Annotated in this window: 19 protein-coding genes; 7 read left to right on the top strand and 12 right to left on the bottom strand. The window is 61.5% G+C overall.

Going from position 1 to position 24,725, the window contains the following annotated elements:
* Positions 1-24: 24 nt before the first annotated feature.
* From ACWKWM_RS07305 to ACWKWM_RS07320, 4 genes are all read right to left on the bottom strand, one after another.
* A complete protein-coding gene (locus tag ACWKWM_RS07305) occupies positions 25-1,623 on the bottom strand; it encodes an ABC transporter substrate-binding protein (protein WP_483845495.1) in 1,599 nt (532 codons plus the stop codon).
* Positions 1,624-1,737: 114 nt separating this feature from the next.
* The gene (locus ACWKWM_RS07310) at positions 1,738-2,592 is read right to left on the bottom strand and encodes a D-amino-acid transaminase (RefSeq protein WP_483845496.1); all 855 of its coding nucleotides are present in this window, start codon (positions 2,590-2,592) and stop codon (positions 1,738-1,740) included.
* A 17-nt stretch (positions 2,593-2,609) separates the two neighbouring features.
* Positions 2,610-3,533, bottom strand: a complete 924-nt coding sequence (locus ACWKWM_RS07315; protein ID WP_483845497.1) for an N-carbamoyl-D-amino-acid hydrolase — start codon at positions 3,531-3,533, stop codon at positions 2,610-2,612.
* A 124-nt stretch (positions 3,534-3,657) separates the two neighbouring features.
* Positions 3,658-4,578, bottom strand: a complete 921-nt coding sequence (locus ACWKWM_RS07320) for a LysR family transcriptional regulator (RefSeq protein WP_483845498.1) — start codon at positions 4,576-4,578, stop codon at positions 3,658-3,660.
* 168 nt (positions 4,579-4,746) lie between these two features.
* Between ACWKWM_RS07320 and ACWKWM_RS07325 the strand changes: the two genes are divergently transcribed.
* Entirely contained in the window at positions 4,747-5,646 is a 900-nt protein-coding gene (locus ACWKWM_RS07325; protein WP_483845499.1) for an AEC family transporter, read from the top strand.
* Between the two features lie 128 nt (positions 5,647-5,774).
* On the opposite strand, the gene ACWKWM_RS07330 is transcribed toward ACWKWM_RS07325, so the two are convergent.
* Entirely contained in the window at positions 5,775-6,710 is a 936-nt protein-coding gene (locus ACWKWM_RS07330) for a hydroxyacid dehydrogenase (protein ID WP_483845500.1), read from the bottom strand.
* A 123-nt stretch (positions 6,711-6,833) separates the two neighbouring features.
* Here ACWKWM_RS07330 and ACWKWM_RS07335 point away from each other — a divergent pair, with 123 nt between their 5' ends.
* The 5 genes from ACWKWM_RS07335 (at position 6,834) to ACWKWM_RS07355 (ending at position 10,618) form a co-directional block, all read left to right on the top strand.
* Positions 6,834-7,478 (top strand): DUF1989 domain-containing protein, encoded by a 645-nt coding sequence (locus tag ACWKWM_RS07335; protein WP_483845501.1) that lies wholly within the window; start codon positions 6,834-6,836, stop codon positions 7,476-7,478.
* A complete protein-coding gene (locus tag ACWKWM_RS07340; protein ID WP_483845502.1) occupies positions 7,475-8,281 on the top strand; it encodes an amino acid ABC transporter ATP-binding protein in 807 nt (268 codons plus the stop codon). The genes ACWKWM_RS07335 and ACWKWM_RS07340 overlap by 4 nt, the downstream gene beginning before the upstream one ends.
* Positions 8,278-8,934, top strand: a complete 657-nt coding sequence (locus ACWKWM_RS07345; RefSeq protein ID WP_483845503.1) for an amino acid ABC transporter permease — start codon at positions 8,278-8,280, stop codon at positions 8,932-8,934. The genes ACWKWM_RS07340 and ACWKWM_RS07345 overlap by 4 nt, the downstream gene beginning before the upstream one ends.
* Positions 8,935-8,978: 44 nt before the next feature.
* The gene (locus ACWKWM_RS07350) at positions 8,979-9,770 is read left to right on the top strand and encodes a transporter substrate-binding domain-containing protein (protein ID WP_483845504.1); all 792 of its coding nucleotides are present in this window, start codon (positions 8,979-8,981) and stop codon (positions 9,768-9,770) included.
* Positions 9,771-9,904: 134 nt separating this feature from the next.
* Complete coding sequence (locus ACWKWM_RS07355; RefSeq protein ID WP_483845505.1) at positions 9,905-10,618, top strand: GntR family transcriptional regulator; 714 nt, start codon at positions 9,905-9,907, stop codon at positions 10,616-10,618.
* 51 nt (positions 10,619-10,669) lie between these two features.
* Here ACWKWM_RS07355 and ACWKWM_RS07360 read toward each other — a convergent pair whose 3' ends face one another.
* From ACWKWM_RS07360 to ACWKWM_RS07370, 3 genes are all read right to left on the bottom strand, one after another.
* A complete protein-coding gene (locus tag ACWKWM_RS07360; RefSeq protein ID WP_483845506.1) occupies positions 10,670-11,950 on the bottom strand; it encodes a Zn-dependent hydrolase in 1,281 nt (426 codons plus the stop codon).
* Positions 11,950-13,170, bottom strand: a complete 1,221-nt coding sequence (locus tag ACWKWM_RS07365; protein WP_483845507.1) for a pyridoxal phosphate-dependent aminotransferase — start codon at positions 13,168-13,170, stop codon at positions 11,950-11,952. Before ACWKWM_RS07365 ends, ACWKWM_RS07360 begins: the two co-directional genes overlap by 1 nt.
* Positions 13,171-13,276: 106 nt before the next feature.
* Positions 13,277-13,612, bottom strand: a complete 336-nt coding sequence (locus ACWKWM_RS07370; protein ID WP_483845508.1) for an ArsR/SmtB family transcription factor — start codon at positions 13,610-13,612, stop codon at positions 13,277-13,279.
* A 49-nt stretch (positions 13,613-13,661) separates the two neighbouring features.
* Between ACWKWM_RS07370 and ACWKWM_RS07375 the strand changes: the two genes are divergently transcribed.
* Positions 13,662-14,753 (top strand): NADH:flavin oxidoreductase/NADH oxidase, encoded by a 1,092-nt coding sequence (locus ACWKWM_RS07375; RefSeq protein ID WP_483845509.1) that lies wholly within the window; start codon positions 13,662-13,664, stop codon positions 14,751-14,753.
* Between the two features lie 375 nt (positions 14,754-15,128).
* On the opposite strand, the gene ACWKWM_RS07380 is transcribed toward ACWKWM_RS07375, so the two are convergent.
* From ACWKWM_RS07380 to ACWKWM_RS07395, 4 genes are read right to left on the bottom strand one after another with little or no spacing between them, the layout of a single operon-like run.
* On the bottom strand, positions 15,129-16,556 hold the full coding sequence (locus ACWKWM_RS07380; protein ID WP_483845510.1) for an efflux transporter outer membrane subunit: 1,428 nt from the start codon (positions 16,554-16,556) through the stop codon (positions 15,129-15,131).
* Positions 16,557-19,682: an efflux RND transporter permease subunit gene (locus ACWKWM_RS07385; RefSeq protein ID WP_483845511.1), complete on the bottom strand. Its 3,126-nt coding sequence runs from the start codon at positions 19,680-19,682 to the stop codon at positions 16,557-16,559.
* Positions 19,679-22,855 (bottom strand): efflux RND transporter permease subunit, encoded by a 3,177-nt coding sequence (locus ACWKWM_RS07390; protein WP_483845512.1) that lies wholly within the window; start codon positions 22,853-22,855, stop codon positions 19,679-19,681. Before ACWKWM_RS07390 ends, ACWKWM_RS07385 begins: the two co-directional genes overlap by 4 nt.
* Positions 22,852-24,111 (bottom strand): MdtA/MuxA family multidrug efflux RND transporter periplasmic adaptor subunit, encoded by a 1,260-nt coding sequence (locus tag ACWKWM_RS07395; protein WP_483845513.1) that lies wholly within the window; start codon positions 24,109-24,111, stop codon positions 22,852-22,854. Before ACWKWM_RS07395 ends, ACWKWM_RS07390 begins: the two co-directional genes overlap by 4 nt.
* Between the last annotated feature and the right edge of the window lie 614 nt (positions 24,112-24,725).

Consider the following 24,725-nt stretch of genomic DNA (forward strand, 5'->3'; position numbering starts at 1 on the left):
AAGGCATGCATCATGGTGCGGCAATCAGTCGGCTTTCTCGACGTTCCAGAACACCGTGGACGGCCCGGTCATCAAGTGGCTGATGCGGCTGTTCCAGGCGGCGACGTCGAAGTACTGACCCAGCGGGATGTAGCTGACCTGGTCCATGGCGCGCTTCTGGATATCGACGGCGATTTCCTTCTGTTTGGCCGGATCGGTGGCGGTGGCGAAATCCACCCGCAGCTGATTCATCTGCGGGTCAGTCGGCCAGCCAAACCAGGCGCCCTTTTGCCCGCCCCCGTCGAGCATCGGATTGACCACCGGGTTCCAGATGGTCTCGGCGTTCCAGTAGGTGAAGAACAGGTTCCAGCCGCCCTGCGCCGGAGGATTCTGATTGGCCCGGCGCGAGACCAGCGTCTGCCAGTCCATCGGTTGCAGATCGACGGTGAAGCCGGCCTTGCGCAACGCTTGCGCGACCACCACCGGTTGCGGCGCCTGACTCGGCACATCGGTGGGCTGCATGATCACCACGGGTGTGCCGTCGTAGCCGGCTTTTTTCAGCAGTGCCCGGGCCGCTTCCAGATTGCCGCCGCTGGTCAGCGACTCGCCGCCGGCCTCGGTTTCAAGGGTCGTCCCGCAGCCGAAGACCGATGCGCACTGCTTGAAGTACTCAGGGTTGCCCACCAGCGCATCCAGCACGTCTTTCTGGTTCATGGCCAACAGCGCGGCGCGACGGATGTCGGGGTTGTTGAACGGTGGGTACAGGAAGTTCATGCGCCCGCCGGTCATCGAACCCAGCTTGCTCAGCACGCCGGATTTGAGGTGATCGTCGGCCTGCACCATGGGCAACAAATCGATGGGCAGTTGTTCGATGAAATCGATGTCGCCGGAAGACAGCGCGTTGATCGCGGTCATGCGATCGGGCATGTTGATCCACTCCACGCGATCAACGTTGACCACCTTGCCCCCGGCCGTACCGCTGGCCGGCTCCTTGCGCGGCACGTACTGCTTGAATTTCTCGTAGACCACCCGGTTGCCGGGGTCGAACTCCTTGGCGACGAACACGTATGGGCCGGAGCCGGTGTAGTCGGTGATGGTCTTGCCATCGGCAATGCTCGCGACGCGCTCGGGCATCATGAAGGCCGCGACCGACGAAGGCTTGGCCAGCAGTTGCAACACGTAGCCGAAGGGTTTAGCCAAGGTCAGGGTGATGGTTTTGTCATCGGTGGCGACGATGCCGGCGGTGTACTTCATCATCAATTGGCCGCCGACATCGAATCGCGCCCAGCGCTTGAGCGAGGCCACGCAATCGGTGGCGGTCACCGGTTTGCCGTCGTGCCACAACAGGCCGTCGCGCAGGGTGAAAGTGTACGTCAGGCCGTCGTCGGAAACTTTCCAGTCCGCCATCTGCGGCTGCGGCACGAAGTGCTCGTCCATGCCGATCAGCGTGTCGTAGATCATGTACGCGTGATTGCGGGTGATCTGCGCGGTGGTGGCGATAGGATCGAGCACCCGCAGGGAAGACGACATCACGGCGTGCAGGGTTTTCTCGGCGGCCAGAGCGAACGGCGCATTGAGCGCGAGGGCCAGGCCAACCGGCAGCAACAGGCGGGCAATCAGGGCGCGGGACGGACGTGGTTTCATGCTCAACACTCCTTACAAATGGCTACGGTCGGTGTCGGCAGTCGTGCTGGGTGGTGCGAAATGCTGTGGCAAGCCCGGCGCATCTGCGCACGCCTGGGCTGTGGCGCGGCGCGGCTAGACAAGCACCGCCAGCGCATGGTCGATGTACAACTGGCGCAGACGCTGGGTCAGCGCACCGGGCTTGCCGTCGGCAATGGCTTGGCCATCGATGCTGACGACCGGGTAAACGAATGAAGTGGATGAAGTAATGAAGGCCTCAGCGGCACCCTTCGCTTCTTCAAGGGTGTAGGCGCGCTCTTCGAGTCGCAAGTCATGTTCCTTGACCAGCGCAATCAGCGCCCCGCGCGTGATGCCGGGCAGTAGAGCGCGGGACAATTCGCGCGTCACCACCGCGCCGTCGTGGGTGATGATGAACGCGTTGTTGGACGTGCCTTCGGTGACAAAGCCGTCCTTCACCAGCCAGGCATCATCGGCGCCATGGGCCTTGGCCTGCTCCTTGGCCATGCACGCGTAGAGCAACTGCGTGGTCTTGATATCGCTGCGGCCCCAGCGCAAATCGGGCAGGCCGATGATGTTCATACCCCGCTTGGCCAGCGGACTGTCGAGCACCACTTTGGCCTGGGTGTACAGCACCACCGTCAGCGGGCTACCTGCTGGCGGGTACAGGAAATTGCGATCCTCAGTGCCGCGGGTGACCTGCATATACACCAGGCCTTCGTGCAGCTCGTTGCGCGAGATCAGCTCGCGATGGATGTCCAGCAGCTGCGCACTGTCGAGCGGCAAATCGAGGGCCATTTCCCCCAATGACCGCGCCAGTCGCGCCAGGTGCAGGTCGAAATCCACAAGCTTGCCTTGCAACACAGCGGTCACTTCGTAGATGCCATCGGCAAACATGAAGCCGCGATCGAAGATCGAAATCGTCGCTTGGTTTTCCGGGACGAAGGCCCCGTTCAGGTACACGCTGCGCATGGGTCGTTGTCTCCAGGTCAGGGGCGCTCGACGCCGGTCTGACGGGTGATGATGCCGTAGTGTTCGATGCGCCGATGGCGAGCGAAATCGAAGATCGTGGTCTTGCCGAAATTGCACAGGTCCATGTCGCAGGCGTGCACGATCAGTTCATCGCCCTGCCCTTGCGCCCTGGCCACGACGAAGCCGTTGGGGTCGACGATCACACTGCCGCCCATCAACGGGAAGCCGTCTTCGACTCCGGCCTTGGCGACGCCGACCACCCAGGTCGCGTTCTGATAAGCCCCGGCCTGCATCACCAGTTCGGAATGGAACAGCCGGTGCTCTTCACCTTCGCCACGCTTTTGCGAATTGATCGAGGGCGTGTTGTAACCCAGGGTGATCAGCTCCACGCCTTGCAGGCCCATGACCCGATACGTCTCAGGCCAGCGCCGGTCGTTGCAGATGCACATGCCCATCACCGCGCCTTGGGTTTCCCAGGTCGGGAAGCCCAGATCGCCCGGTTCGAAATAGCGTTTTTCCAGGTGCTGAAAGTCGCGCCCGGTGTCGAACTCAACGTGCCCCGGCAGATGCACTTTGCGGTACTTGCCAACAATGTTGCCTTGGCGGTCGGTGAGAATCGAGGTATTGAAATGCTGCCCTTCGGGGGTCAACTCGGCGTAGCCGAAGGAGATCGCGATGCCTTGCTCACGGGAAAAATCGAACAGCGGGCGGGTGACGTCGCTGGGCATCTCACGCTCGAACCAGCTATCGACTTCCTGTTGATCCTCCATGAACCAGCGCGGGAAGAACGTCGTCAGCGCCAGCTCCGGAAACACCACCAGCTCGCAACCCTGCTGCCGCGCCTGCTCCAGCAGCACCAGCATGCGCTGAACCACAGAGGCCCTGGAGTCAGATTTCTGGATGGCGCCCAACTGAGCGCCGCCGATGATGATTTCGCGCATGTCGCATGTCCTCTCACGAGACCGGCTCGGTGCCGGCAAACCCTGAAGCTGTACGTTGAAGCCATTGTGGGAGGGTCATCAGCCGCTGTCGCATGCCAATACGTTGATAAGGGTTAACCTGTTGTTAATCCATGCCAAATAGCTCGAATCCGTTGCCGCCCAACGTCTCGCGCAGGTGCTCGACAAAGCCTTGGGCAAATTGCGCCAACGGTTCGCGGCGCAATTGCACCAGGCTTACCGTCAGGCGCTCTTCAACCAGCAGGGGCAGCACCGCCATCCGTTCGCTGCCTGAGGCGCGCCAGGAAATCTCGTCCACCACCGAGAACCCCGCGCCGTTCTTGACCAGCGCGCAAGCGTGATGGGGCGAGTCGACGTGGATATCCGGTCGATAAACCAGCCCCACGCGCTCGAAGGCGGGTTTCATGACACTGAAAAATGGCGTGTCGGCCGGGTAACCGATAAAGGGTGAATCGGCCAGCGCTTGGGGCAGTTGCTCCACCGGCACCCGTGTCAGGTCGTGATCGGCGGAACACACCACCAGCACCCGGATATCGCTCAGCGGCACGGCTCGCAGGTTGGGGTGATCGATGGGGAACAGCGAGATCCCCAGGTCTGCCTGTTGATCCAGTAGCCGATCGCGCAGCAGGACATGGCGCAGGCATTCCAGACTCACGCGAATGTCGGCGTTGCAGCGCCTGAACGCGGCAATGGCATCGGGGACCAGTTGATGCCCAAGGCTAGGACTGCTGGCGATACGCAGCACGCCGTGGCGCTGCTGAACCAGATCATGCAGCGTGGTGTTGACCCGCTGGATGTCGCGATAGACCGACTCGACGTCGGCAAACAGCCGCCGCGCTTCGGGCGACGGGTACAAACGCCCTTTCACCCGTTCGAACAGCTGAAAGCCGATACGCGCCTCGGTGTGGGACAGCATGCGACTGACGGCCGGCTGCGAAACCAGCAACAATTGAGCGGCGCCGTTGATGGAGCCGGTAATCATTACCGCGCGAAACACTTCGATCTGCCGCAGATTGAGCGACTGCATTCAACTTCCTCTCTGCAGTAACGCGCCCGCACAGCGGCCAACGCTTAACACTGGGTTATAGGGTGATAGCAATTAGTATGCCAACCGATATTCGAACTTAAATTTCACGCTGACAGGCCCGAACTTACGCGGTAATAATGCGCGCACTTTTTTTCTGAGGCGTGCGCCGTGTCTGTCCCGCAAACGATCCTGCCGATCTTTCTGTTGATCATCATCGGCTACGTACTGGCCCGCCGTGGCGCGCTCGACCCCGCCACCAACAAGGCGCTGGGCAATCTGGCGTTCAAGCTGTTCATGCCGATGGTGCTGTTCACCGGGATGGTCAACGCGCCGCTGCATGACGGCTTGAATGTGAAAGTGCTGGTGGCGTACTTCGTGCCCGCCTTGTTGGTGTTTACCTGCGTCAATCTGGTTGCCCATCGATTTATCAAGCGCCCTACCCCTTTCGGCCTGACCGCCGCGTTCGGCAATAACGCCTTGATCGGCATCCCCATGGTCGCCGGCTTGTTCGGCAGCGGCGGCCTGGTGTTGCTGTTCACGGTGTTGGCGGTCCACAGTCTGTTGCTGTTCAGTTTTCAAAGCCTTTACAACAGCGTTGCCGGCAGCGAGCCGTTCAAGCCCGCCACCCTGATCTCGAGCCTGGCCAACCCGATGATCATCGGCCTGCTGCTCGGCGTGGTGGTCAATCTTTCGGACCTGGCCCTGCCCGGCTGGAGCCTGCAATTGGCCAACTGGCTGGCGCAGGCGGCGCTGCCCTGTGCGCTGATCGTCCTGGGCGCCAATCTTTCCGGCTATCGCTTGCGGCCGAGTCTTTACGCGGTAGGCATCACCTTCGCCAAACTCATTGCCTTGCCGCTGCTGGTGCTGACCGCGTGCGTGCTGCTGGGCATCGGCGGCATGCCACGTGGCGTGCTGGTGTTGATGGCGGCCAACCCCAGCGGCGTCAACGTGTTGGGTTTCGCTCGCTCCCTGGAGGACAGCCAGAAAACCAGCTCGGCCATTTGCCTGACGACCATCCTGTCGGCGGTGACCCTGCCGGTGTGGATGTGGATCAACAGCGGCATCTGATTCCCCAGGTCTGTAGGAGCGAACCTGACTGTAGGAGCGAACTTGTTCGCGAGCTGTTTTCTCAGGTTCGATGCCATATTCCGTCGCCAACGCGTTGGCTTCTACAGAGTAAGACCGCAAATGGGAGGTCAGGCCAGGCGATCCTGGGGCTCACCCCCAGCCAATACATGCACTACGCCCTGAGTCACGGCGGTCGCCATGCGGATCAGCGATTGCTCGGTGGACGCGCCGGTGTGCGGGGTCAGCAGGACATTGGGCAAGTGCAGCAACGGGTAGTCAGCAGCCATGCTGTCGAAGGCGTAAACGTCCAGTCCTGCGCCTGCGATCACCCCGGTCTGCAACGCATCGATCAACGCGGCCTCATCTACCAGCGGCGCGCGGCCGGTGTTGATCAACAACGCCGTCGGCTTCATTGCGCGCAACTGTTGAGCGCCGATGAGCTGATAGGTTTGCGGCACCGAGGGCACATGCAGCGAGACGATGTCGCTGCTGTTGAGTAGCGCCTGAAGACTGTCTGCGCGCTGCATGCCCAGTGCGGCCAATTGTTCCCGCGTGGCGCTGCGAGCAAATACCTGCACCTGCATGCCCAGTGCAATGGCCAGCGCCCCGGTGGCCTTGCCGATAGCGCCGAAACCTATCAGGCCCAGTGTCTGCCCATGCAGCTCGCGCAAATGTGCCCGGAAACGGAACGCCATGTCTCCAGCCCGGGCCGCCTGATCGCTTTGCACCAGTTGTTTGCTCAGCGCGAACATCAAAGTGATCGCATGCTCGGCCACGGAGCGAGCGTTACGGCCGGGGGTGTTGAACACTGGAATGTTGAAATCCTGCGCCGCCTGGAGGTCGATGTTGTCGAACCCTGCGCCATGCACCCCGATGACGCGCAGGTTTCTGAAGCGCTCCATCTCGGGTCGCCCGAACCGACTGCTACGGAAAATACCCGCCACCACTTTCTGCGGATCCGCCAACCGACAGACCTCTTCGCCGATCAGCGGATCCAGACCCGCAGCACGCAGGATCTCGATGCCAGAGGCGTGAATGGGTTGTGGCATCAGACACTGATTCATAGCGCTCTCGCTGGTTTTCGACGTGGGATTACGCAATGGCATTTACATTGCATTCCATTGGTATACCCAAAATCTACCAGAACCGAAAGCCTTCGGCGATCTGTTCCAGCAAGCGAGGACGACATGCCCCTTTTAGCGCCCCATGATGAAGCGCATCAAATCCTGAAGGCCACGCGAGGGACCGCCGTCAAGCTCTGCAAGGGCGAGGCCATCCGCATCATTAATCTGCACGGCAGCCAGGTGGTGGATGCCTGGGCGGTCAATCTGAGCGACAGCCAGGAATGCAGCGCGCTGGAACATACCCGTTCGATCAACAGCAATATATTTTTTGAAACCGGCATGACGCTGGTCAGCAACCTGCGTCGACCCATGCTCACGCTGATCGAAGACACCTCACCTGGTCGTCACGACACCCTGCTGTGCCCGTGCAACGGGGCCATCTATCAAGAGCTGGGCTGCACCGACTACCACCGCAGTTGCACCGACAACTACCACGAAGCGCTGGCCGAACACGGATTGCAGTGCAGCTACACGCCTGCTTCGCTGAACCTGTTCATGAATATCCCGGTGGCCGAGGACGGCAGCGTGCAACGCGTACCACCCCGCTCCAAACCCGGGGACAGCGTGACGCTGCGGGCTGAAATGGATGTGATGGTGGTGCTGTCGGCCTGCCCACAGGACATCACGCCGATCAACGGCGCCGGTCGCCAGCCCAGCGATATCGCCTGGTGCATTCACCCTCTCCCGGCTCAGGAAATGACCTCATGACCCAAGCAGTCAAGCCGATGTTGCGCATCAAAGAGCTGAGCAAAAGCTACGGCGATCTGCATGTGCTCAAGAACGTAGCGCTGGACGTATACCCAGGCGAAGTGGTGTCGATCATCGGCGCCAGCGGCTCGGGCAAAAGCACCTTTTTGCGCTGCCTGAACGTAATGGAGATGCCGCAGCAGGGCTTCATGGAGTTCCAGGACTTCTCCTTCGATTTTCGCGACGGCGCCCGCGCCCAGCCAACCCCCGATCAACTGCGTGCCTTGCGCGCGCAGATCGGCATGGTGTTCCAGAGCTACAACCTGTGGCCGCACAAAACCGTGTTGCAAAACGTGATCGAAGCGCCAATGCGCGTGCTGAAAATACCCAAGGCCCAGGCCATCAAGGAGGGTGAAGCGCTGCTGACCAAAGTCGGACTGTTCGACAAACGCGATCAGTACCCCGGCAAATTGTCCGGCGGACAGCAGCAACGGGTCGCCATTGCCCGCGCGCTGGCGATGAAGCCCAAGGTGATGCTGTTCGATGAAGCGACCTCGGCGCTGGACCCTGAACTGGTCGGCGAAGTGCTCGCGTTGATCGCCTCTCTGGCCGCCGAAGGCATGACCATGTTGCTGGTGACCCACGAAATCGCCTTCGCTCGCGACGTCGCCAGCCGCGTGCTGTATTTCGACCAGGGCTGCATCGCCGAAGACGGCCCGCCTGAAGAAGTGCTGCGTAATCCGAAGAACGACCGCCTGCGCCAGTTCCTCAAACGCATCCTGCATGAAGACATCACGCCCAAAGCCTCGGAGAACGCGCAATGAACCAGTTGTACAGCGACATTTCTCTCTACGGCGCCGGTTTCATGGAAGCTGCATGGGTGGTCTTGCTGATCACGGTGGCGACCATCGTCCTGAGCTGGGTCTTCGGCCTGCTGGCAGTGCTGGGCAAGCGCTCGGATTTCGTGGTGTTTCGCGGCATCGCCAGCTTCTACGTGTGGTTCATTCGCGGCACACCGGCCCTGATTCAGGTGTTCATCATCTACTTCGGCCTGCCGCAATTGGGCATCAACCCTTCGCCGTTCATGGCCGGCGTGATTGCGCTGGGTCTGAACAGCGGCGCCTACGTGGCAGAAATCATCCGCTCCGGCCTGCTGGCCATCCCCAACGGGCAATTCGAGTCGTCACAAGCGCTGGGCATGAGTCACCCGGAAACCATGGTGCGCATCGTTTTGCCTCAGGTATTTCGCATCATCCTTCCGCCGTTGACCAACGAAGCCATTGCCGCGCTGAAAAACACCTCGCTGCTGTCCACCATCACCGTGGTCGACCTGACGCTCTATGCGCAGACAATTATTTCCACGACTTTCCGCCCGTTCCAGTTCTTCATCGCCACCGCAGTGATCTACCTGATCCTGACCACGATGCTGACGCAACTGTCGTCCTGGATGGAACGCCGCCAGACTCGTATGAGCTGAGCGCACCAAGCCCACACATGAATTCGCAACGGAGTAAGCACACTATGAACGTCAGGCATTTTTTCAAGGTCTTCACTGCCCTCTGCGTCCTCAGCTTCGGCGCCCATGCGGCAGCCGAGGATCTGGAATTGTTGAAGCCCGGGCAGTTGAAAGTCGCCACCCTGGGCACCTTTCCGCCCTTCACCATGCGCAGCCCCAATGGTCAGCTCGACGGGCTGGAGATTCGGGTAATGAAGGAAATCGCCAAGCGACTGAACCTGGAATACACGCCGATGCTGGTCCAGTGGGACTCGTTGCTGGTGGCGCTGGAAGCGAACCAGTTCGACGTCAGCACTGCGGCGATGGACATCACCCCGGCGCGTCAGAAACAGATCGTGTTCTCCGATGGCTGGATCGAATCCGGCGCGCGCATTCTCACTCCCGTGGATTCGCCGATCAAATCTGCCGCCGACCTCAAGGGCAAGCGCGTCGGCACCCAGGTGTCGTCTACTTACGCGGCACTGGCCGAAGAACACGGCGCGGTGGTCAAGAGCTACAAGTCCGAGTCGGACACCGTGCAGGACCTGGCCAACCACAACCTGGATGCGGTAATCACCGACTCGATCACCGGCGCGTACCTGATCAAGCACGTCGGCCTGCCGATCAGCATGACCGACGACTACGTCAGCCACATCCAGAAGGGTTTCGCGTTCAAGAAAGGCAAGCCCAATCTGGTGGCGGCAGTGAACAAGGCCTTGGCCGACATGCAAGCCGACGGTACCTATGCCAAGCTGACCAGCGACCTGATCGGCTACGACCCGGCGCCTAAAGACCCGGTGCGCACGCTGGCTCAGTAATCGCCGGACAAGTTACGCCGCGTGCTATCGCGCGGTGAGCGACACAGCGTAAAATCCGCAGCGTCCTTGGCAGCCGCTCCCGTTTACCGGCTGCCAATCCGTTTTTGTCCGATAGCCCTTGCGTGAAGTGACTTATGGAACCGATCAAATCCACAGCCGACTTCCTCGGTGAACGGGAACAGAATCTCAGCGCCAAAGCGTATGACGCGATGCTGCAGATGCTCATCAATCGTGAGTTGCCGGCCAACACCGTGCTGCAGGAACGCAGGCTCGCAGAACTGCTGAACATCTCCCGCACTCCTGTTCGCGATGCCCTGACCCGGCTGGAGAACGAAGGACTGATCAGTCGCACCGCCGGTCGCACGCTGGTGGTCCGGCAGTTTTCCATTCGTGAACTGATCGAGACGCTTCACGTGCGCAGAACCCTGGAAGCCGAAGCTGCGCGTCTGGCAGCGGGTCGCGTGCCCATCGCCGAACTCGACGAGCTGGAAGCCAGCGTGCGGCGCCTGCTGGAGGCCGAAGTGCCGAACGCCGAGGAAGACTGGATCGTCGACAGCAAGCTGCACCAGATGATCTCGCACTACAGCGGCAATCTACTGCTGACCCAGTACATCGAAACCCTGCGTTTGAAGACCCGCATGTTCAACCTGAGTGTCGCGCCGGAGCGGTTTGAAAGCGCGCACCAGGAACATCTGGCGATCGTGCAGGCATTGAAAATCGGCTATCAGGAGCATCTGGCGATCATCGAGGCGCTGCGCAACGGTGATGCGCAAGCCGCGCAACACGCCGCTGCCGCGCACATCGACAGCGTTCGGCAAGGCATCATCAGCCGCTTCAGCCAGCTTTGATCGACGAGACGCCGACGGCCGAGCGTCAGCGCTCGGCACAACGCTGACCCTTCACCCCGCGCGCTGGGCGAGCACTTTTCCCAACACCCGTGTCGCCGCCTGAAAATCCTCGATGCTCATGGCTTCATCCGGGTTGTGACTGCCGTTGGCGTTGCGGATGAACAGCATCGCCGTGTCGATGCCCTGCCCGGCAAACACTGCCGCATCGTGGCCCGCCCCGCTAGGCATGCAACGGGTTTGCAGCCCTATGGTTTGCGCAGCATGTTGCAGCGCTGCGATCAACTCACCGGACATCACCCCCGGCGTGCTTTGGGTGCGCTCTCCGAGTTCGAATATCACGCCGTGCTCTGTCGCAATCTCAGCGATGGCGCGTTGCAATCGCTCATCTATCAGCGCCAGCGTCAGGGGCTGTTGCGAGCGCAGGTCGATGCAGAAGTCCACTTGCCCGCTCACTTTGCTGAAATCGGCCTGAACCGGATCGGTCGCGAACTGGCCCACCGTCACCGTCAGCTCGTGGCCTTCGTGTTCCAGGTCTTGCCACAGCCGTTGCAGCGTCACCACCAACTGGCTGACGGCGACCACCGCATCGCGGCGATGGCTACGCGGCGTGGCGCCGGAATGCGCATAAAAACCCAGGGCTCTGGCGCGCCGATAACGCAGGCTGCCGCAGATGCCACTGACGATGCCAAGCGGCAATCCGGCTTCGATGAGCACCGGGCCCTGCTCGATGTGGACTTCGACAAAGCAGTTGATGGACGCAGGATTCAGCGCCGCGACTTGCGTGGCCAGACTGTGGGGATCACCGCCAAGCCGCGCCAGATGTTCGCTCAAGGTCTGACCGCTGTCAGCGCGGGTAGCCTGCAGCGCCTGGGCAGGCAACAGGCCGAATGCGGCCTTGCTGCCGACGTACGACACCGGAAACCAGGCGCTCTCTTCGGCGCGAATGGCCATGACCGTGACGTCGTGTTCCGGCTGATAGCCGCCCTTGCGCCAGCCGCTCAACACGGCGAGTCCCGCCACCACGCCCGCAGCGCCGTCGTAATTGCCGCCACGAGGCACGGAATCAAGGTGCGAGCCGGTCATGACCACGGCAGTACCGGGCGTGCGTCCGCGCAGGGTGAGGTAGAGATTCAACGCGGCGTCCATCGACACCTGCAAACCGGACAGTTCGGCGTGCTCGCGCAGCAGATCATGGGCACGCTGCTCGCCTGGTCCATAGCTGTCGCGGGTGATGCCGACGCCATCGAAACTCAGCGCGTGCAGGGTCAGAAGTAGCGCATCAGCCTGCGCCCAGTCCGGCTCCGGCAAGTCCTCGAACGAAGACTGCGCCATCACACCAGCGCCCGACAGGCATCGACGATGAGCTGGCAGGCAGTTGCCAGATCTTCGTCACTGACGCTGTAGGAAACGCGAAAATACGGCGCCAGACCAAACGCGGTACCGGGCACTACGGCCACACCGCCGGACTCAAGCAGGTAGCGGCACAGATCGACGTCACTGGCGATTACCTCACCTGCTGGCGTGCGCTTGCCGATCAAGGCGCCGCATTCGACATACAGATAAAACGCTGCTGGCGGACAGGCGACATTGAGCAGTGGGCGGGCGCTGGCGAACACCGATAACGCATGATCGCGGCGCACCCGCAGGCGCTCGCACCAGTGGGCGATAAAGTCCTGCGGGCCGTTCAATGCCGCGACGGCGCCCGCCTGACTGATCGATGAAGGATTGGTGGTGCTTTGCGACTGCAACAGCTCGATGCCCTTGATTAGCCATTTTGGGCCACCGGCATAACCCAGACGCCAACCGGTCATGGCATGGCTTTTCGAGACGCCGTTGATGGTCAGCGTGCGGTCATACAGTTCAGGCACGGCCTGGGCGAACGACGCAAAGCGCCCTTCAAAAACGATGGGCTCGTAGATGTCGTCGGACATGACCAGCACCCGCGGATATCCCTTCAAAACTTCGCCCAACGCCTGCAACTCTTCGGCGCTGTACAACGCGCCCGAGGGGTTGCCTGGGGAGTTGAGCAGCAACCAGCGTGTATTGACGGTCAGCGCCGCGGCGAGGGACTGCGCGGTGAGCTTGAAGTCATCTTCCGGCTCAGGCATCACGACAATCGGGCTGGCACCGGTCAGCAGGACCATTTCCGGGTACGACACCCAGTAAGGCGCAACGAACACCACTTCATCGCTGGGCTCGAGAGTCGCCAGCAAGGCATTGAAAATGATCTGCTTGGCGCCGGTGGAAGCAATCACCTGATCGGGCGTGTAGCCAAGGCCGTTGTCACGTTGGAACTTGCCGATGATCGCCTGTTTCAGCGCAGTGGTACCCGAGACACTGGTGTAGCGAGTGTGGCCCTGACGCATGGCGTCGATGGCGGCCTGCTGGATGTGCTCGGGGGTGTCGAAGTCCAGCTCTCCGGTGCTGAGACTGATGACCGCGCGACCTTCAGCAGCCATTCGCCGTGCAGCGTCTGCGATGGCCGCCGTGGCGGAAGGACGAATCCGGGACACAACCGAAGACAGCTGAGGGTCAGTAATAACAGTGCTCATGAGGTTCCCATCGACAAGAAAAACCCATGGTATACCAGAGGCATAACACTGTCATACACAGAAACATCTCAGGAACGCATCTCTTGCCTCTCAGTCGACGCTGCGCTCAGCCCTGAGCCAAAATGTTCTGCAGCAGCCCCGGAAAACGCAGATTGAGTTCTTCCAGACGCAGAGAATTCATATGCGTGGTGCCGACGTTGCGCGTCTGCACCAGCCCAGCATCGCGTAACACCCGGAAGTGATGGGACATGCTGGATTTGGGTCGACCACCGTCCAGTTCGCCGCACGATGCTTCGGCAACGCCGGCCAGACACCGAACGATTTCAAGACGCACAGGGTCGCTCAAAGCGAGAAGTACACGCTCAAGAGCGAAGTCGGATGGCGGTGGGTGTTTGAAGGCAGGCATGGCCGCATGATAGCCGGGGGTTTCAAATGACGCCATATTTCGAATACTATCGAACAAGCGAAGCAAACTTACCTGGAGTACCCCAATGTCAGCCCTGTTCGAACCGTTCAAGTTAAAAGACGTCACCCTGCGCAACCGGATTGCCATTCCGCCGATGTGCCAATACATGGCCGACAACGGCGTCATCAATGACTGGCACCAAGTCCACTTGGCAAGCATGGCCCGCGGTGGCGCCGGACTGGTAGTGGTCGAGGCGACGGCCGTTTCGCCTGAAGGTCGCATCACTCCGGGGTGCGCCGGCATCTGGAGCGACGAACATGCTCAGGCCTTCGTGCCCGCTGTAAAAGCGATCAAGGCCGCAGGTTCTGTACCGGGCATCCAGATTGCCCATGCCGGTCGTAAAGCCAGCGCCAACCGTCCTTGGGAAGGCGACGACCATATCGTTGACACCGATCCAAGAGGCTGGAAGACCATAGCCCCCTCCCCGATCGCGTTCGGCGCCAATCTGCCGAAAGTGCCCGAAGAAATGACCCTGCAAGACATCGCCCGTGTCCGTCAGGATTTTGTTGACGCTGCACGCCGCGCCCGCGACGCAGGCTTTGAGTGGATCGAGCTGCACTTTGCCCACGGTTACCTGGGCCAGAGTTTCTTCTCCGAGCACTCCAACCAGCGCACTGATGCCTACGGTGGCAGCTTCGAGAACCGCAGCCGTTTCCTGCTGGAAACCCTGGCCGCTGTCCGCGAAGTCTGGCCAGAGAATCTGCCGTTGACCGCGCGGTTTGGCGTCATCGAGTACGATGGACGCGATGAGCAGACGCTGACCGAATCCATCGAACTGGCGCGTCGATTCAAAGACGGTGGTCTGGATCTGTTGAGCGTGAGTGTTGGGTTCACCATCCCGGAGACCAATATCCCTTGGGGTCCGGCGTTCATGGGCCCTGTTGCCGAACGCGTGCGTCGGGAAACAGGCTTGCCGGTGACGTCGGCGTGGGGTTTCGGCACTCCGCAATTGGCACATGCCGCTGTTGAAGCGGGGCAGCTGGATCTGGTGTCCGTGGGCCGCGCCCACTTGGCCGATCCGCATTGGGCTTACTTTGCAGCCAAGGAGCTGGGTGTCGATAACGCATCCTGGACGCTTCCTGCGCCTTACGCTCATTGGTTGGAACGCTATCGCTGAGTCAATCAGGCGGTCCGTCAGGGACATCGAGGTGACGGGTTGGGGCTGGTCCCCAGCCCATCGCTGGCGTCGAACCTAGGTGAGCGCCTTCTCCTTCGGCAGAAGCGGGCTCCGGGGTCTCGCCCGACCGATGCGGTGCACCTGAAACACCGCGGTCTCAACTTCGCGGGCAAGCTCCAACCTGGATTGTCGGCGCAGGCGAACTTAGGGTCTGACGTAAAACCCGTGGGAGCGGACCTGTCCGCGAATAGGCCGGTACATCCGACACATCCAGCTCACCTGATGAACAGCATTCGCGGACAGGTCCGCTCCCACTCTTCATTGGCGAAGCAGCCGAAATTCAAGCCTGCCGCAGAGTCCGTCAAGTGGTGAGTCTCACTCCTCCCCCACCCACGACCCGCCCAGCGCCGCTTGCAGCTGAACGCTGGTGATCAGTTGCGTGGCGACCAAGCTGAGCAGGGTCTGGCGTTCGTTCAGGCTGGTGGCCTGGGTGGTGGCGACGTCGAGGTAGTCGATGACGCCAGCTTCATACTGATCGCGACTCACCGACGCTGAATCTTCTGCCGACAGCGCAGAGTTCCGCCTCGCTACCAGCTCTGGCTCCAGGGTGCGCAACTCCACCAGATAATCCTCGACCTCGCCCAACCCGGTCAATACGGTCTGGCGATAGGTCGCGACCGTGGCGTCGTAGGCATGACGGGACTGTTCTACAGCGGCCTTGGTCGCCCCGAAATCGAGGATCGTGCCGGTCAGGCTCGGGCCGATGGACCAGAAGCGGTTAGGCAGTGAGAACAGGTTGCTGATGGTAGAACCCTGATAGCCTCCACTGGCGCTCAGGGTCAGGTCCGGATAATACGCTGCCGTCGCCACGCCGACCGCCGCGTTGGCAGACGCCATTTGCCGTTCGGCGGCGGCGATATCCGGGCGACGTTCCAGCAGACGACTGGGCACACCCAGCGGCACGTTGGGCACGTGATACTGCCAGGCCGGGTCCGCCGCCAGCGCGAAATCAGCCGGCGGTTTACCCATCAGCAAGGCAATGGCGTGCTCGTACTGCGCGCGCTGCCATTGCAGGTCGAGCATCGAGGCCTGAGCGCTCTGCAGTTGGGTCTTGCCGGTGGCCAGATCCGCCCGCGACGAAATCTGCTCGTCGTACTTGTTCTGGATGATTTGCAGATATCGCTCATAGCCGGCAATGGTCTCGCGGTACAGGGCGATGCGCTGATCGAGCAGGCGCAGCTGGAAATAATTCTGTGCCAGGGACGATTGCGCGCTCAGGGTGGCGTTGGCCAAATCGGCGGCGCTGGCCTGGGCGCTGGCGCGGTCCTGCTCATTGGTGCGCCGCAGCTTGCCCCATATGTCGGCTTCCCAGCTCAGGTCCAGCGACGCCGAGTGCTGCCTGCTCACCCCTCCGCCACCAGTACTGCCGGAAGAAGACCCGGTGCCGGTTTCGCTGCGGGTGCTCGACCCCGTGCCACTCAAGATCGGAAACTCTTCGGCGCGAGACTGCCGCACCAACGCCAGAGCCTGCGCGTATTGCGCGGCGTACACGGCGACGTTCTGGTTATTGAGCTGCACCTGGCTCGCCAGCGCATTCAATTGCCGGTCCTGATAAAGCTCCCACCACGGGCCTTTTGGCAGCTCGTCTTGAGGGTTCGCCGCCTTCCAGCCTTGGGCCTCCTTGAACGTGGCAGAAATGGGCGCAGCGGGTTTCTGGTAGTCGGGACCGACCATGCAGCCAGCCAGAAGGCCGCTGGCCAACAGCACAGCGAGACACAGACGAGACGGCAATAACGTGTTCATTTATTCAAACCTTGTCGGTGCGCCGGGCATGTGAGTGCGGCGAATACGCGTGTGCCAGAAATCCCGGGAGATTCGGCTCAGGCGGTCGAGATAGAGGTACACCACGGGGGTGGTGAAAAGCGTCAGCAGTTGGCTCAGCACCAGACCGCCAGCAATGGCAACGCCCAGCGGTTTGCGCAGGTCGGCATCGCCGCCGCTGCCCAGCGCCAAGGGCAAGGCGCCGAAGAATGCCGCCAGTGTGGTCATCATGATCGGCCGAAAACGCATGCGGCAGGCTTCGATGATCGCCTGTTCGGGCGACAGCTTGCGGTCGCGCTCGGCCATCAGCGCGAAGTCGATCATCATGATGGCGTTCTTCTTGACGATGCCGATCAACAGCAAAATGCCAATCAGCGCGATGACCGTCAGTTGCATGTTCATCACCTTGAGCAACAACAGCGCGCCGACTCCCGCCGATGGCAGCGTCGAAAGAATGGTCAGCGGGTGGATGTAACTCTCGTACAGCACCCCCAGCACGATATACACCGCCAGCAACGCGGCGGCGATCAGCCACGGCATGCTCGCCGCCAGCGCTGCGTAGGCCTGGGCGGTGCCGGCAAAACCGTACTGAATGTCCCGGGGCAGCCCGACTTTATCGATCGCCGCGTTGATGGCCACCGTTGCCTGATCCAGCGACACCCCGTCCTGCAAATTGAATGCAATGGTGCTGGTCGCCGACTGACCCTGGTGCGCCACGGCCAGCGGCGCGTTATCGGGGCTGAACGTGGCGAACGCGGTCAGTGGCACCTGCTGGCCGTCGCCGTTGATCACGTACATGCGATCGAGCATGGTGGCGTCGCTGGTATAAACCGGGTCCAGCCCCATGACCACATGGTACTGGTTCAGGGTTTTGTACAACGTCGCCACCTGGCGCTGGCTGTAGGCGTTGTTAAGCAAGTTATCGATGTCGCTGACGCTCACCCCCAACCGGCTGGCAGCGGCGCGGTCGATGTGCAGCTTGAGTTCCTGCCCCCCGGTCTGGGAATCGGAGTCGATGCCGGTCAGTTGCGGCAATGCCCGCAGCGCCGTTTCTACCTTCGGCGCCCACAGCCGCAGCAGGTCCAGATCATCGGCTTGCAGGCTGAACTGATAGGTGGCATTGGCACTGCGGCCACCCACGCGAATGTCTTCGGCCGGCATCAGAAACACCTGAATCCCCGCCACCGTGTTGTTGGCCTTGGTCAGCCGATTGGCCACCGCCGCCGCGCTGCTGGTGCGCTGTTTGTAATCCTTGAGACGAATGAAAAAATCACCGGTATTGCGCGAGCCCGCGCGGCCGCTGCCGGTGGACGACATCACTGCCTCCACGTCCGGGTCGGCGGCCAGGTCGTGGGCAATCTGCATCAGATAAGGCTTGAGCGCCTGAAACGAAATGCTCTGATCCGCACGCACAGCGCCCATCAGCACGCCGGTGTCCTGGGCCGGGAAGAATCCCTTGGCAACCGTGGCATACAAATAAACGTTAAACCCCACCGTCAGCAACAGGCTGAACATCGTCAGCACGCGGTGGCGCATTACCCACGTCAGCGCAGCAAGATACGCCGCCTGCATCCGCGCCAGGCCGATTTCGATCCATCGATAGAGGCGCGGCACTTTGGCGTCGTGGGCGGGTTGGCGCAGGAGCATGACGCACAGCACTGGCGTGAGACTCAACGACACCAGCATCGACAAACAGAGCGCGATGCTCAATGTCACCGCAAACTCGCGAAACAGCCGCCCGACGATATCGCCCATCAGCAAAATCGGGATGAACACGGCAATCAGCGACAGCGTCATGGACAGCACGGTGAAGCCCACTTCCCGGGTGCCCATCAGCGCCGCCCGCAGCGGACGCATGCCTTGCTCCTGATAACGGGCGATGTTTTCCAACACCACGATGGCGTCGTCCACCACGAACCCGGTGCAGATAATCAGCGCCATCAACGACAGGTTGTCGAGGCTGTAGCCCAGCAGGTACATGATCGAGCAGGTGCCGATCAGCGACACCGGCAGCACCACCGCAGGGATCAAAGTGGCGCGCGCGTTGCGCAGGAACACAAAGACCACGGCGATCACCAGCAAGGTGGCGATCAGCAACGTTTCTTCAGTGTCCTGCAGCGACGAGCGCACCGTGGGGCCACGGTCGATGACGCTGATCAATTGCACGTCACCGGGGATCTCGCGCTCAAGCTCGGGGATCAGCGCCTTGATGCTGTCGATGGTCTTGAGCATATTGGCGCCAGCCTGGCGGGTTACGCCCAGCGTCACCGAGGGCTGACCGTTGTAGTAGCCGCCGACGAACATGTCCTCCACCGAGTCGTAGACGTTGGCCACATCACGCAGGCGCACGGCGGCCCCGTTCTGGTAGGTGATGACCAGTTCCCGATAGTCGGCCGCCTTGTCGATCTGGTCGTTGCCGTCGATCACCCAGCTCTGACTGTCGCCCTGCAAAATGCCTTTGGGCTTGGCCTTGGTGGCGTTGTTGATCGCAGTGCGCACGGTCTCAAGCGAGATGCCGGCGTGGTTCAACAGGTTGGGCTGAACGTCGATGCGCACGGCAGGCAACGCACCGCCGCGCACCGAGACTTCACCAACACCGTTCACCTGAGCGATTTTTTGCTGCAGCTTGCTGTAGGCCAGGTCGTACAGCTCGCCAGGGCTGCGGGTGGACGAAGTCAGCGCCAGCATCAGCACCGGGGCCTCGGACGGGTTGGCCTTGCGATACGTCGGTAGCGAAGGCATGGAACTGGGCAACAAGCTGCGCGAGGCATTGATCGCTGCTTGCACGTCACGGGCGGCGCCGTTGATGTCGCGATCCAGTTCAAATTGCAGGATCAGCGTGGTCGATCCCTGACTGCTGGTGGACGTCATTTCGGTGATGCCGGCGATCTGGCCGAGGCTGCGCTCCAGTGGCGTGGCCACGGTGGCGGCCATGGTTTCGGGGCTGGCACCGGGCAGCGAGGCACTGACCATGATGGTCGGATAATCCACCTGGGGAAGTGGCGCCACCGGCAGCAGCGCGTAACCGAGGATGCCGGCCAAGGTAATGCTCAGGCTCAATAGCAACGTCGCCACCGGACGACGGATGAACAACCGTGAAAGGTTCATCCCTGGGCCCTGCCCCGGTTCAGCCGTGCCTTGGCGCGCTCGGACAGGCGATCAAACATCAGGTAGATCACCGGCGTGGTGAACAGCGTCAGCACCTGGCTGAGCAGCAGTCCGCCGACGATCACCAGACCTAGCGGCCGGCGCAATTCGGCTCCGGCACCGGTCGCAAGCATCAGCGGCAAGGCGCCAAACAAGGCCGCCAAGGTGGTCATCAGAATCGGCCGCAAACGCAGCAGCGCCGCGCGGTGGATGGCATCTCGCGCGTTAAGACGCTGCTGCTGGCGACCTTCCAGGGCGAAGTCGATCATCATGATCGCGTTCTTCTTCACGATGCCGATCAACAGCACCACCCCAATCAGCGCGATCAGGCTGAATTCGGTCCCTGTCAGCAGCAGCGCCAACAACGCGCCAATCGCTGCCGATGGCAGCGTCGACAGGATCGTCACCGGGTGGATGAAGCTCTCGTAAAGCATGCCCAGCACGATGTACATCGTGACCAGTGCCGCCAGAATCAACCACAGCGTATTGCCGGTCGCAGCCTGAAAAGCCTCGGCCGCGCCCTGGTAACGCAGGGTGATGCTGGTGGGCGCGTCCAGCTCGGTCATCACTTGCGTGATCGCTTGCTGCGCCTGCTCCAGGGAATAACCGTCGGCAAGGTTGAACGACAGGGTCACGGCCGGGAATTGGTCGAGACGACTGAGCGACAGCGAACCGGTGCGCTGGCCGACCTTGGCGATGTCGGTCAGGCGCACCATTTGCGCGGGCGTGGTGGTAGCAGTCGCAGCAGTCGTGTTCGACGAGGTGCTACTGGCCGTAGTTGCGGTGGTCACGTTGGTCGCGCTGGTCGTCGACGCTAAATAAATACTGTCGAACGCCGCCAGCGATTGCTGGAATTTACCCGGCACTTGCAACACCACGCGGTACTGGTTCGACTGAGTGAAGATGGTCGAAATCAGGCGCTGGCCGAAGGCGTTGTACAGCGCTGTGTCGACGTCTGAGGCGCTGATGCCGTAGCGCATGGCCGCGGCTCGATCCAGCTCGACATAAGCCACCAGCCCCTGATCCTGCAGGTTGTCGATGACGTCGCGCATTTCCGGGCGGTGCTGCAACTTCTCCATCAGCCGTGGGATCAGCGCTGACAGGTTGGCGCTTTCCGAATCGTCCAGGGTGAACTGGTACTGACTCGGGGTCAGTTGGTCGTCGACGGTGAGGTCCTGGGAGGACACCAGATTCAACTGGATACCCGCCACCGCGGCGGCAGATTTCTCCAACCGCGTGATGACCTGGGTCGCGGTGTCGTCCCGGTCCTCGAACGGCTTGAGTTCGATCTGCAAACGGCCGTTGTTCAGCGAGCTGTTGTTGCCATCGACGCCGATGGTGGACGACACCGATTGCACCGCCGGGTCCTGGCGAACCACTTCAACCATGGACTGCTGACGGCGGGCCATTTCCCCGAAAGACACGTCTTGGGAGGCGCGGGTGAAACCTTGGATCAAGCCGGTGTCCTGAGTCGGGAAGAAGCCTTGGGGCACCACCAGATACAACAAAGCGGTCAGCGCAACAGTGCCGACCGCAACCAGCAGCGTCAGGCGTTGGTGATCCAGCACCCACACCAGGCCGCGGTCATAACCGCTCAGCACCTTCTGGTATTGGCGATCGCCCCAAGCCGCGAAGCGCCCCTTCTCGCCTTCGGGCACATGGCGCAACAGGTGCGCGCAGAGCATCGGCGTCAGGGTCAGGGACACCACCATCGACACCAGAATCGCCACCGCCAGGGTAATGGCGAACTCGCGGAACAGCCGCCCCACCACGTCGCCCATGAACAGCAGCGGGATGAGCACGGCGATCAAGGAGAACGTCAGGGAGATGATGGTAAAACCGATTTCCTGCGAGCCCTTGAAGGCCGCCGTCATCGGGTCTTCGCCCTCCTCCAGGTGCCGGGAAATGTTCTCCACCACAACGATGGCGTCATCGATGACGAAGCCGGTAGCAACGGTCAGCGCCATCAACGTCAGGTTGTTGATGCTGAAGCCCGCCAGATACATCACCCCGAACGTCCCCACCAGCGACAGCGGCACAGCGAGGCTGGGAATCAACGTGGCGGTGAAGTTGCCGAGAAACGCAAAGGTCACCAGTACCACCAGCCCGATGGACAGCAGCAGCTCGATCTGCACGTCTTTGATCGAGGCGCGGATGGTTTGCGTGCGGTCGCTGATCACCGTGAGCTTGACCGAATCGGGCAACGCCGTTTGCAGGGTCACCAGTTTCTGCTTGATGCTGTCGACCACTTCGATAACGTTGGCGCCGGGCTGACGCTGCACCGCAATGACGATCGCCGGCTGGCCGTTGGCCGTGGCCGACAGGTATTGATCCTGGGGCGCTTCGGCAGTGGTCGCGACATCCTTGAGCCGCAGGGCTGCGCCGTTTTCATAGGCCAGCACCAGCTCGCCGTATTCCACGGCGTCACGCAACTGGTCGTTGGCATCGATGGTGATGGAATGCGACGGACCGTCGAAGCCGCCTTTGGAGCCGTTGACGTTGGCGGCGTTGACCTTGTCGTAGACGTCTTCCAGGGTCAGGCCGTGGGCCGCGAGGCTGGTGGGGTTGACCTCGATCTTCACCGCCGGCTGCTGCCCGCCGGCGAGACTGACCATGCCCACACCGGAAATTTGCGAAAGCTTCAGCGCCACACGGGTGTTAACCAGATCCTGCACGCGGGTCAGTGGCAGGCTGTCGGACGTGGCCGCGAGCGTCAGCACGGCAGTGTCGGCCGGGTTGACCTTTTTGTAAGTCGGCGGGTTCGGCAGGTCGGTCGGCAGCAAGCTGTCGGCGGCGTTGATGGCGGCCTGTACTTCCTGCTCGGCGACGTCCAGAGACAAGTCCAGCGAGAATTTCAGGGTGATCACCGACGCCCCGGCCGAACTGGTGGAATACATCTGCGACAGGCCCGACATCTGCCCCAACTGGCGTTCCAGCGGCGAAGTGACCGCCGAGGCCAGCACGCTGGAACTGGCGCCGGGGTACAACGTACTCACCTGAATGGTTGGGTAGTCGACTTCCGGCAGCGCCGAGGTGGACAGCAGCCGATACGCGAAAATGCCCGCCAGTAGCACCGCGATCATCAGCAGCATCGTGGCGACCGGGCGCTGGATAAACAGCCGTGATGGGTTCATGGGGTAACGTTGCCGGCAGCGGGCTTCGCGGCTTTGTCCGCAGCGACGTCGGTGCTGACCGGTTTTTCGATCTCGACTTTGCTGCCTTCGCGCAAGTGGTCGATGCCACGGGTGACGACTTGATCGCCCTTGTCCACACCCTGGGTGATCACCGTCTGCTCGCCCATCACCGGGCCGACCTTGACGCTACGGCGACTGACCGTGCCGTCCTTGACCACGTACAGAAACTCGCCGTCGCTGCTCAGTTGTACGGCAGCCGACGGCACCAACACGGCGTTGCGCAGGGTGTCGGTGGTCAGCTTCACGTTCACAAACTGATTGGGGTAAAGCTTCTCATCGGGGTTATCGAACTGCGCCTTGAGCTTGATGCTGCCGGTGGTGGTGTCGATTTCGTTGCTGATGAACTTCAGCGTGCCACTGGCCAGCGGCGTCGTACCCAGTTGATCGAGGGCCTGCACGCTCAACGCTTCACCCTTGCGCACCTTGGGCAGCAGCGTGGCCAACTGGGCCTGGGGCAAACTGAAGGTCACGGCGATGGGGTTAGTCTGGGTCACAGTGACGATGCCGGTGGTGCTGCTGGACGCCACAATGTTGCCGGGATCCACCAGACGCAGGCCGACGTAGCCGTCGATGGGCGAAACGATTTTGGCGTAGATCAGGTTGAGTTTTGCCGCATCGATCTGTCCCTGATCAGCCTTTACGGCGCCGGCGTATTGGCCGACGGTAGCAGTTTGGGTGTCCAAGTCCTGCTTGGCGATGGAGTCTTTGGCGAACAGACGCTTGTAGCGTTCGACGGTCAGTTGCGCGCTCTTGAGCAGTGCCTGGTTTTGCGCCATGTCGCCCTGGTATTGGTCGAGGGTGGCTTGATAGGCGCGCGGGTCGATCTGCGCCAGCAACTGGCCCTTCTTCACGTATTGGCCTTCGGTGAAGTAAACCGCCATGAGTTCGCCGTCGACGCGGCTGGTCACGGTGACCGAATAATTGGGAATGACAGTGCCCAGCGCCTGCTGGATGACCGGCACATCAGCGGTGCCCGCCGTACCGACAGCGACGCTGACCGCCAGATTGGGATCGGTCATCCCCGGCCCGCCATGACGTCCACCAGGACTTGCCGCAGCGGTGCTGCCCGCCTCGTTCGCCGGTGCGGCTGACGAGTTGTGCTTGAGGTAGACAAAGACAGCGCCAATGGCTGCGGCTATCAGGAGCGCGAATAAAACAAGGCGCTTGCGTGAGCGGGCTGCCGAAATCTGGGTCATTGGATACTTCTGTGTGGACAATGGGCTACGGACCAGGAACAAGGAGTGGAACAGGCAACGCAGTAACGCTGGGCAATCGCAGGTCAACGCGCGCCGATGAGCAGAGGGCCGCACCGGGCAAATACAGGCGGGCCAAAGGGTTAAAGCGGTGGGGGTGTTTCAAATTGTTGCGCCATTTAGCCCTGCGCGACGGGTACGAACAAGCGGTCGGGGCGACCTTTGCACGTTATTTACATTCGTTTGGTGGTCCGACGGCTGATTTTTGTAGGAGGCTGTGTTCGAGGAGCCCTTGCCCGGGCAAGACAGATGTGCTGAATGTACCGACCCCTTCGCGGACAAGTCCGCTCCCACATTCAATATCAGGCGCTGCTTAATGATCGGTTAGATCCAAACCCCGTGGGAGCGGACCTGTCCGCGAAAGCTATAGTCCGAGCGATGGAGATGCGCTGAATGTACCGACCCCTTCGCGGACAGGTCCGCTCCCACATTCAATATCAGGCGCTGCTTAATGATCGGTTAGATCCAAACCCCGTGGGAGCGGACCTGTCCGCGAAAGCTATAGTCCGAGCGATGGAGATGCGCTGAATGTACCGACCCCTTCGCGGACAGGTCCG

Source organism: Pseudomonas rosaeacicularis (assembly GCF_057128745.1).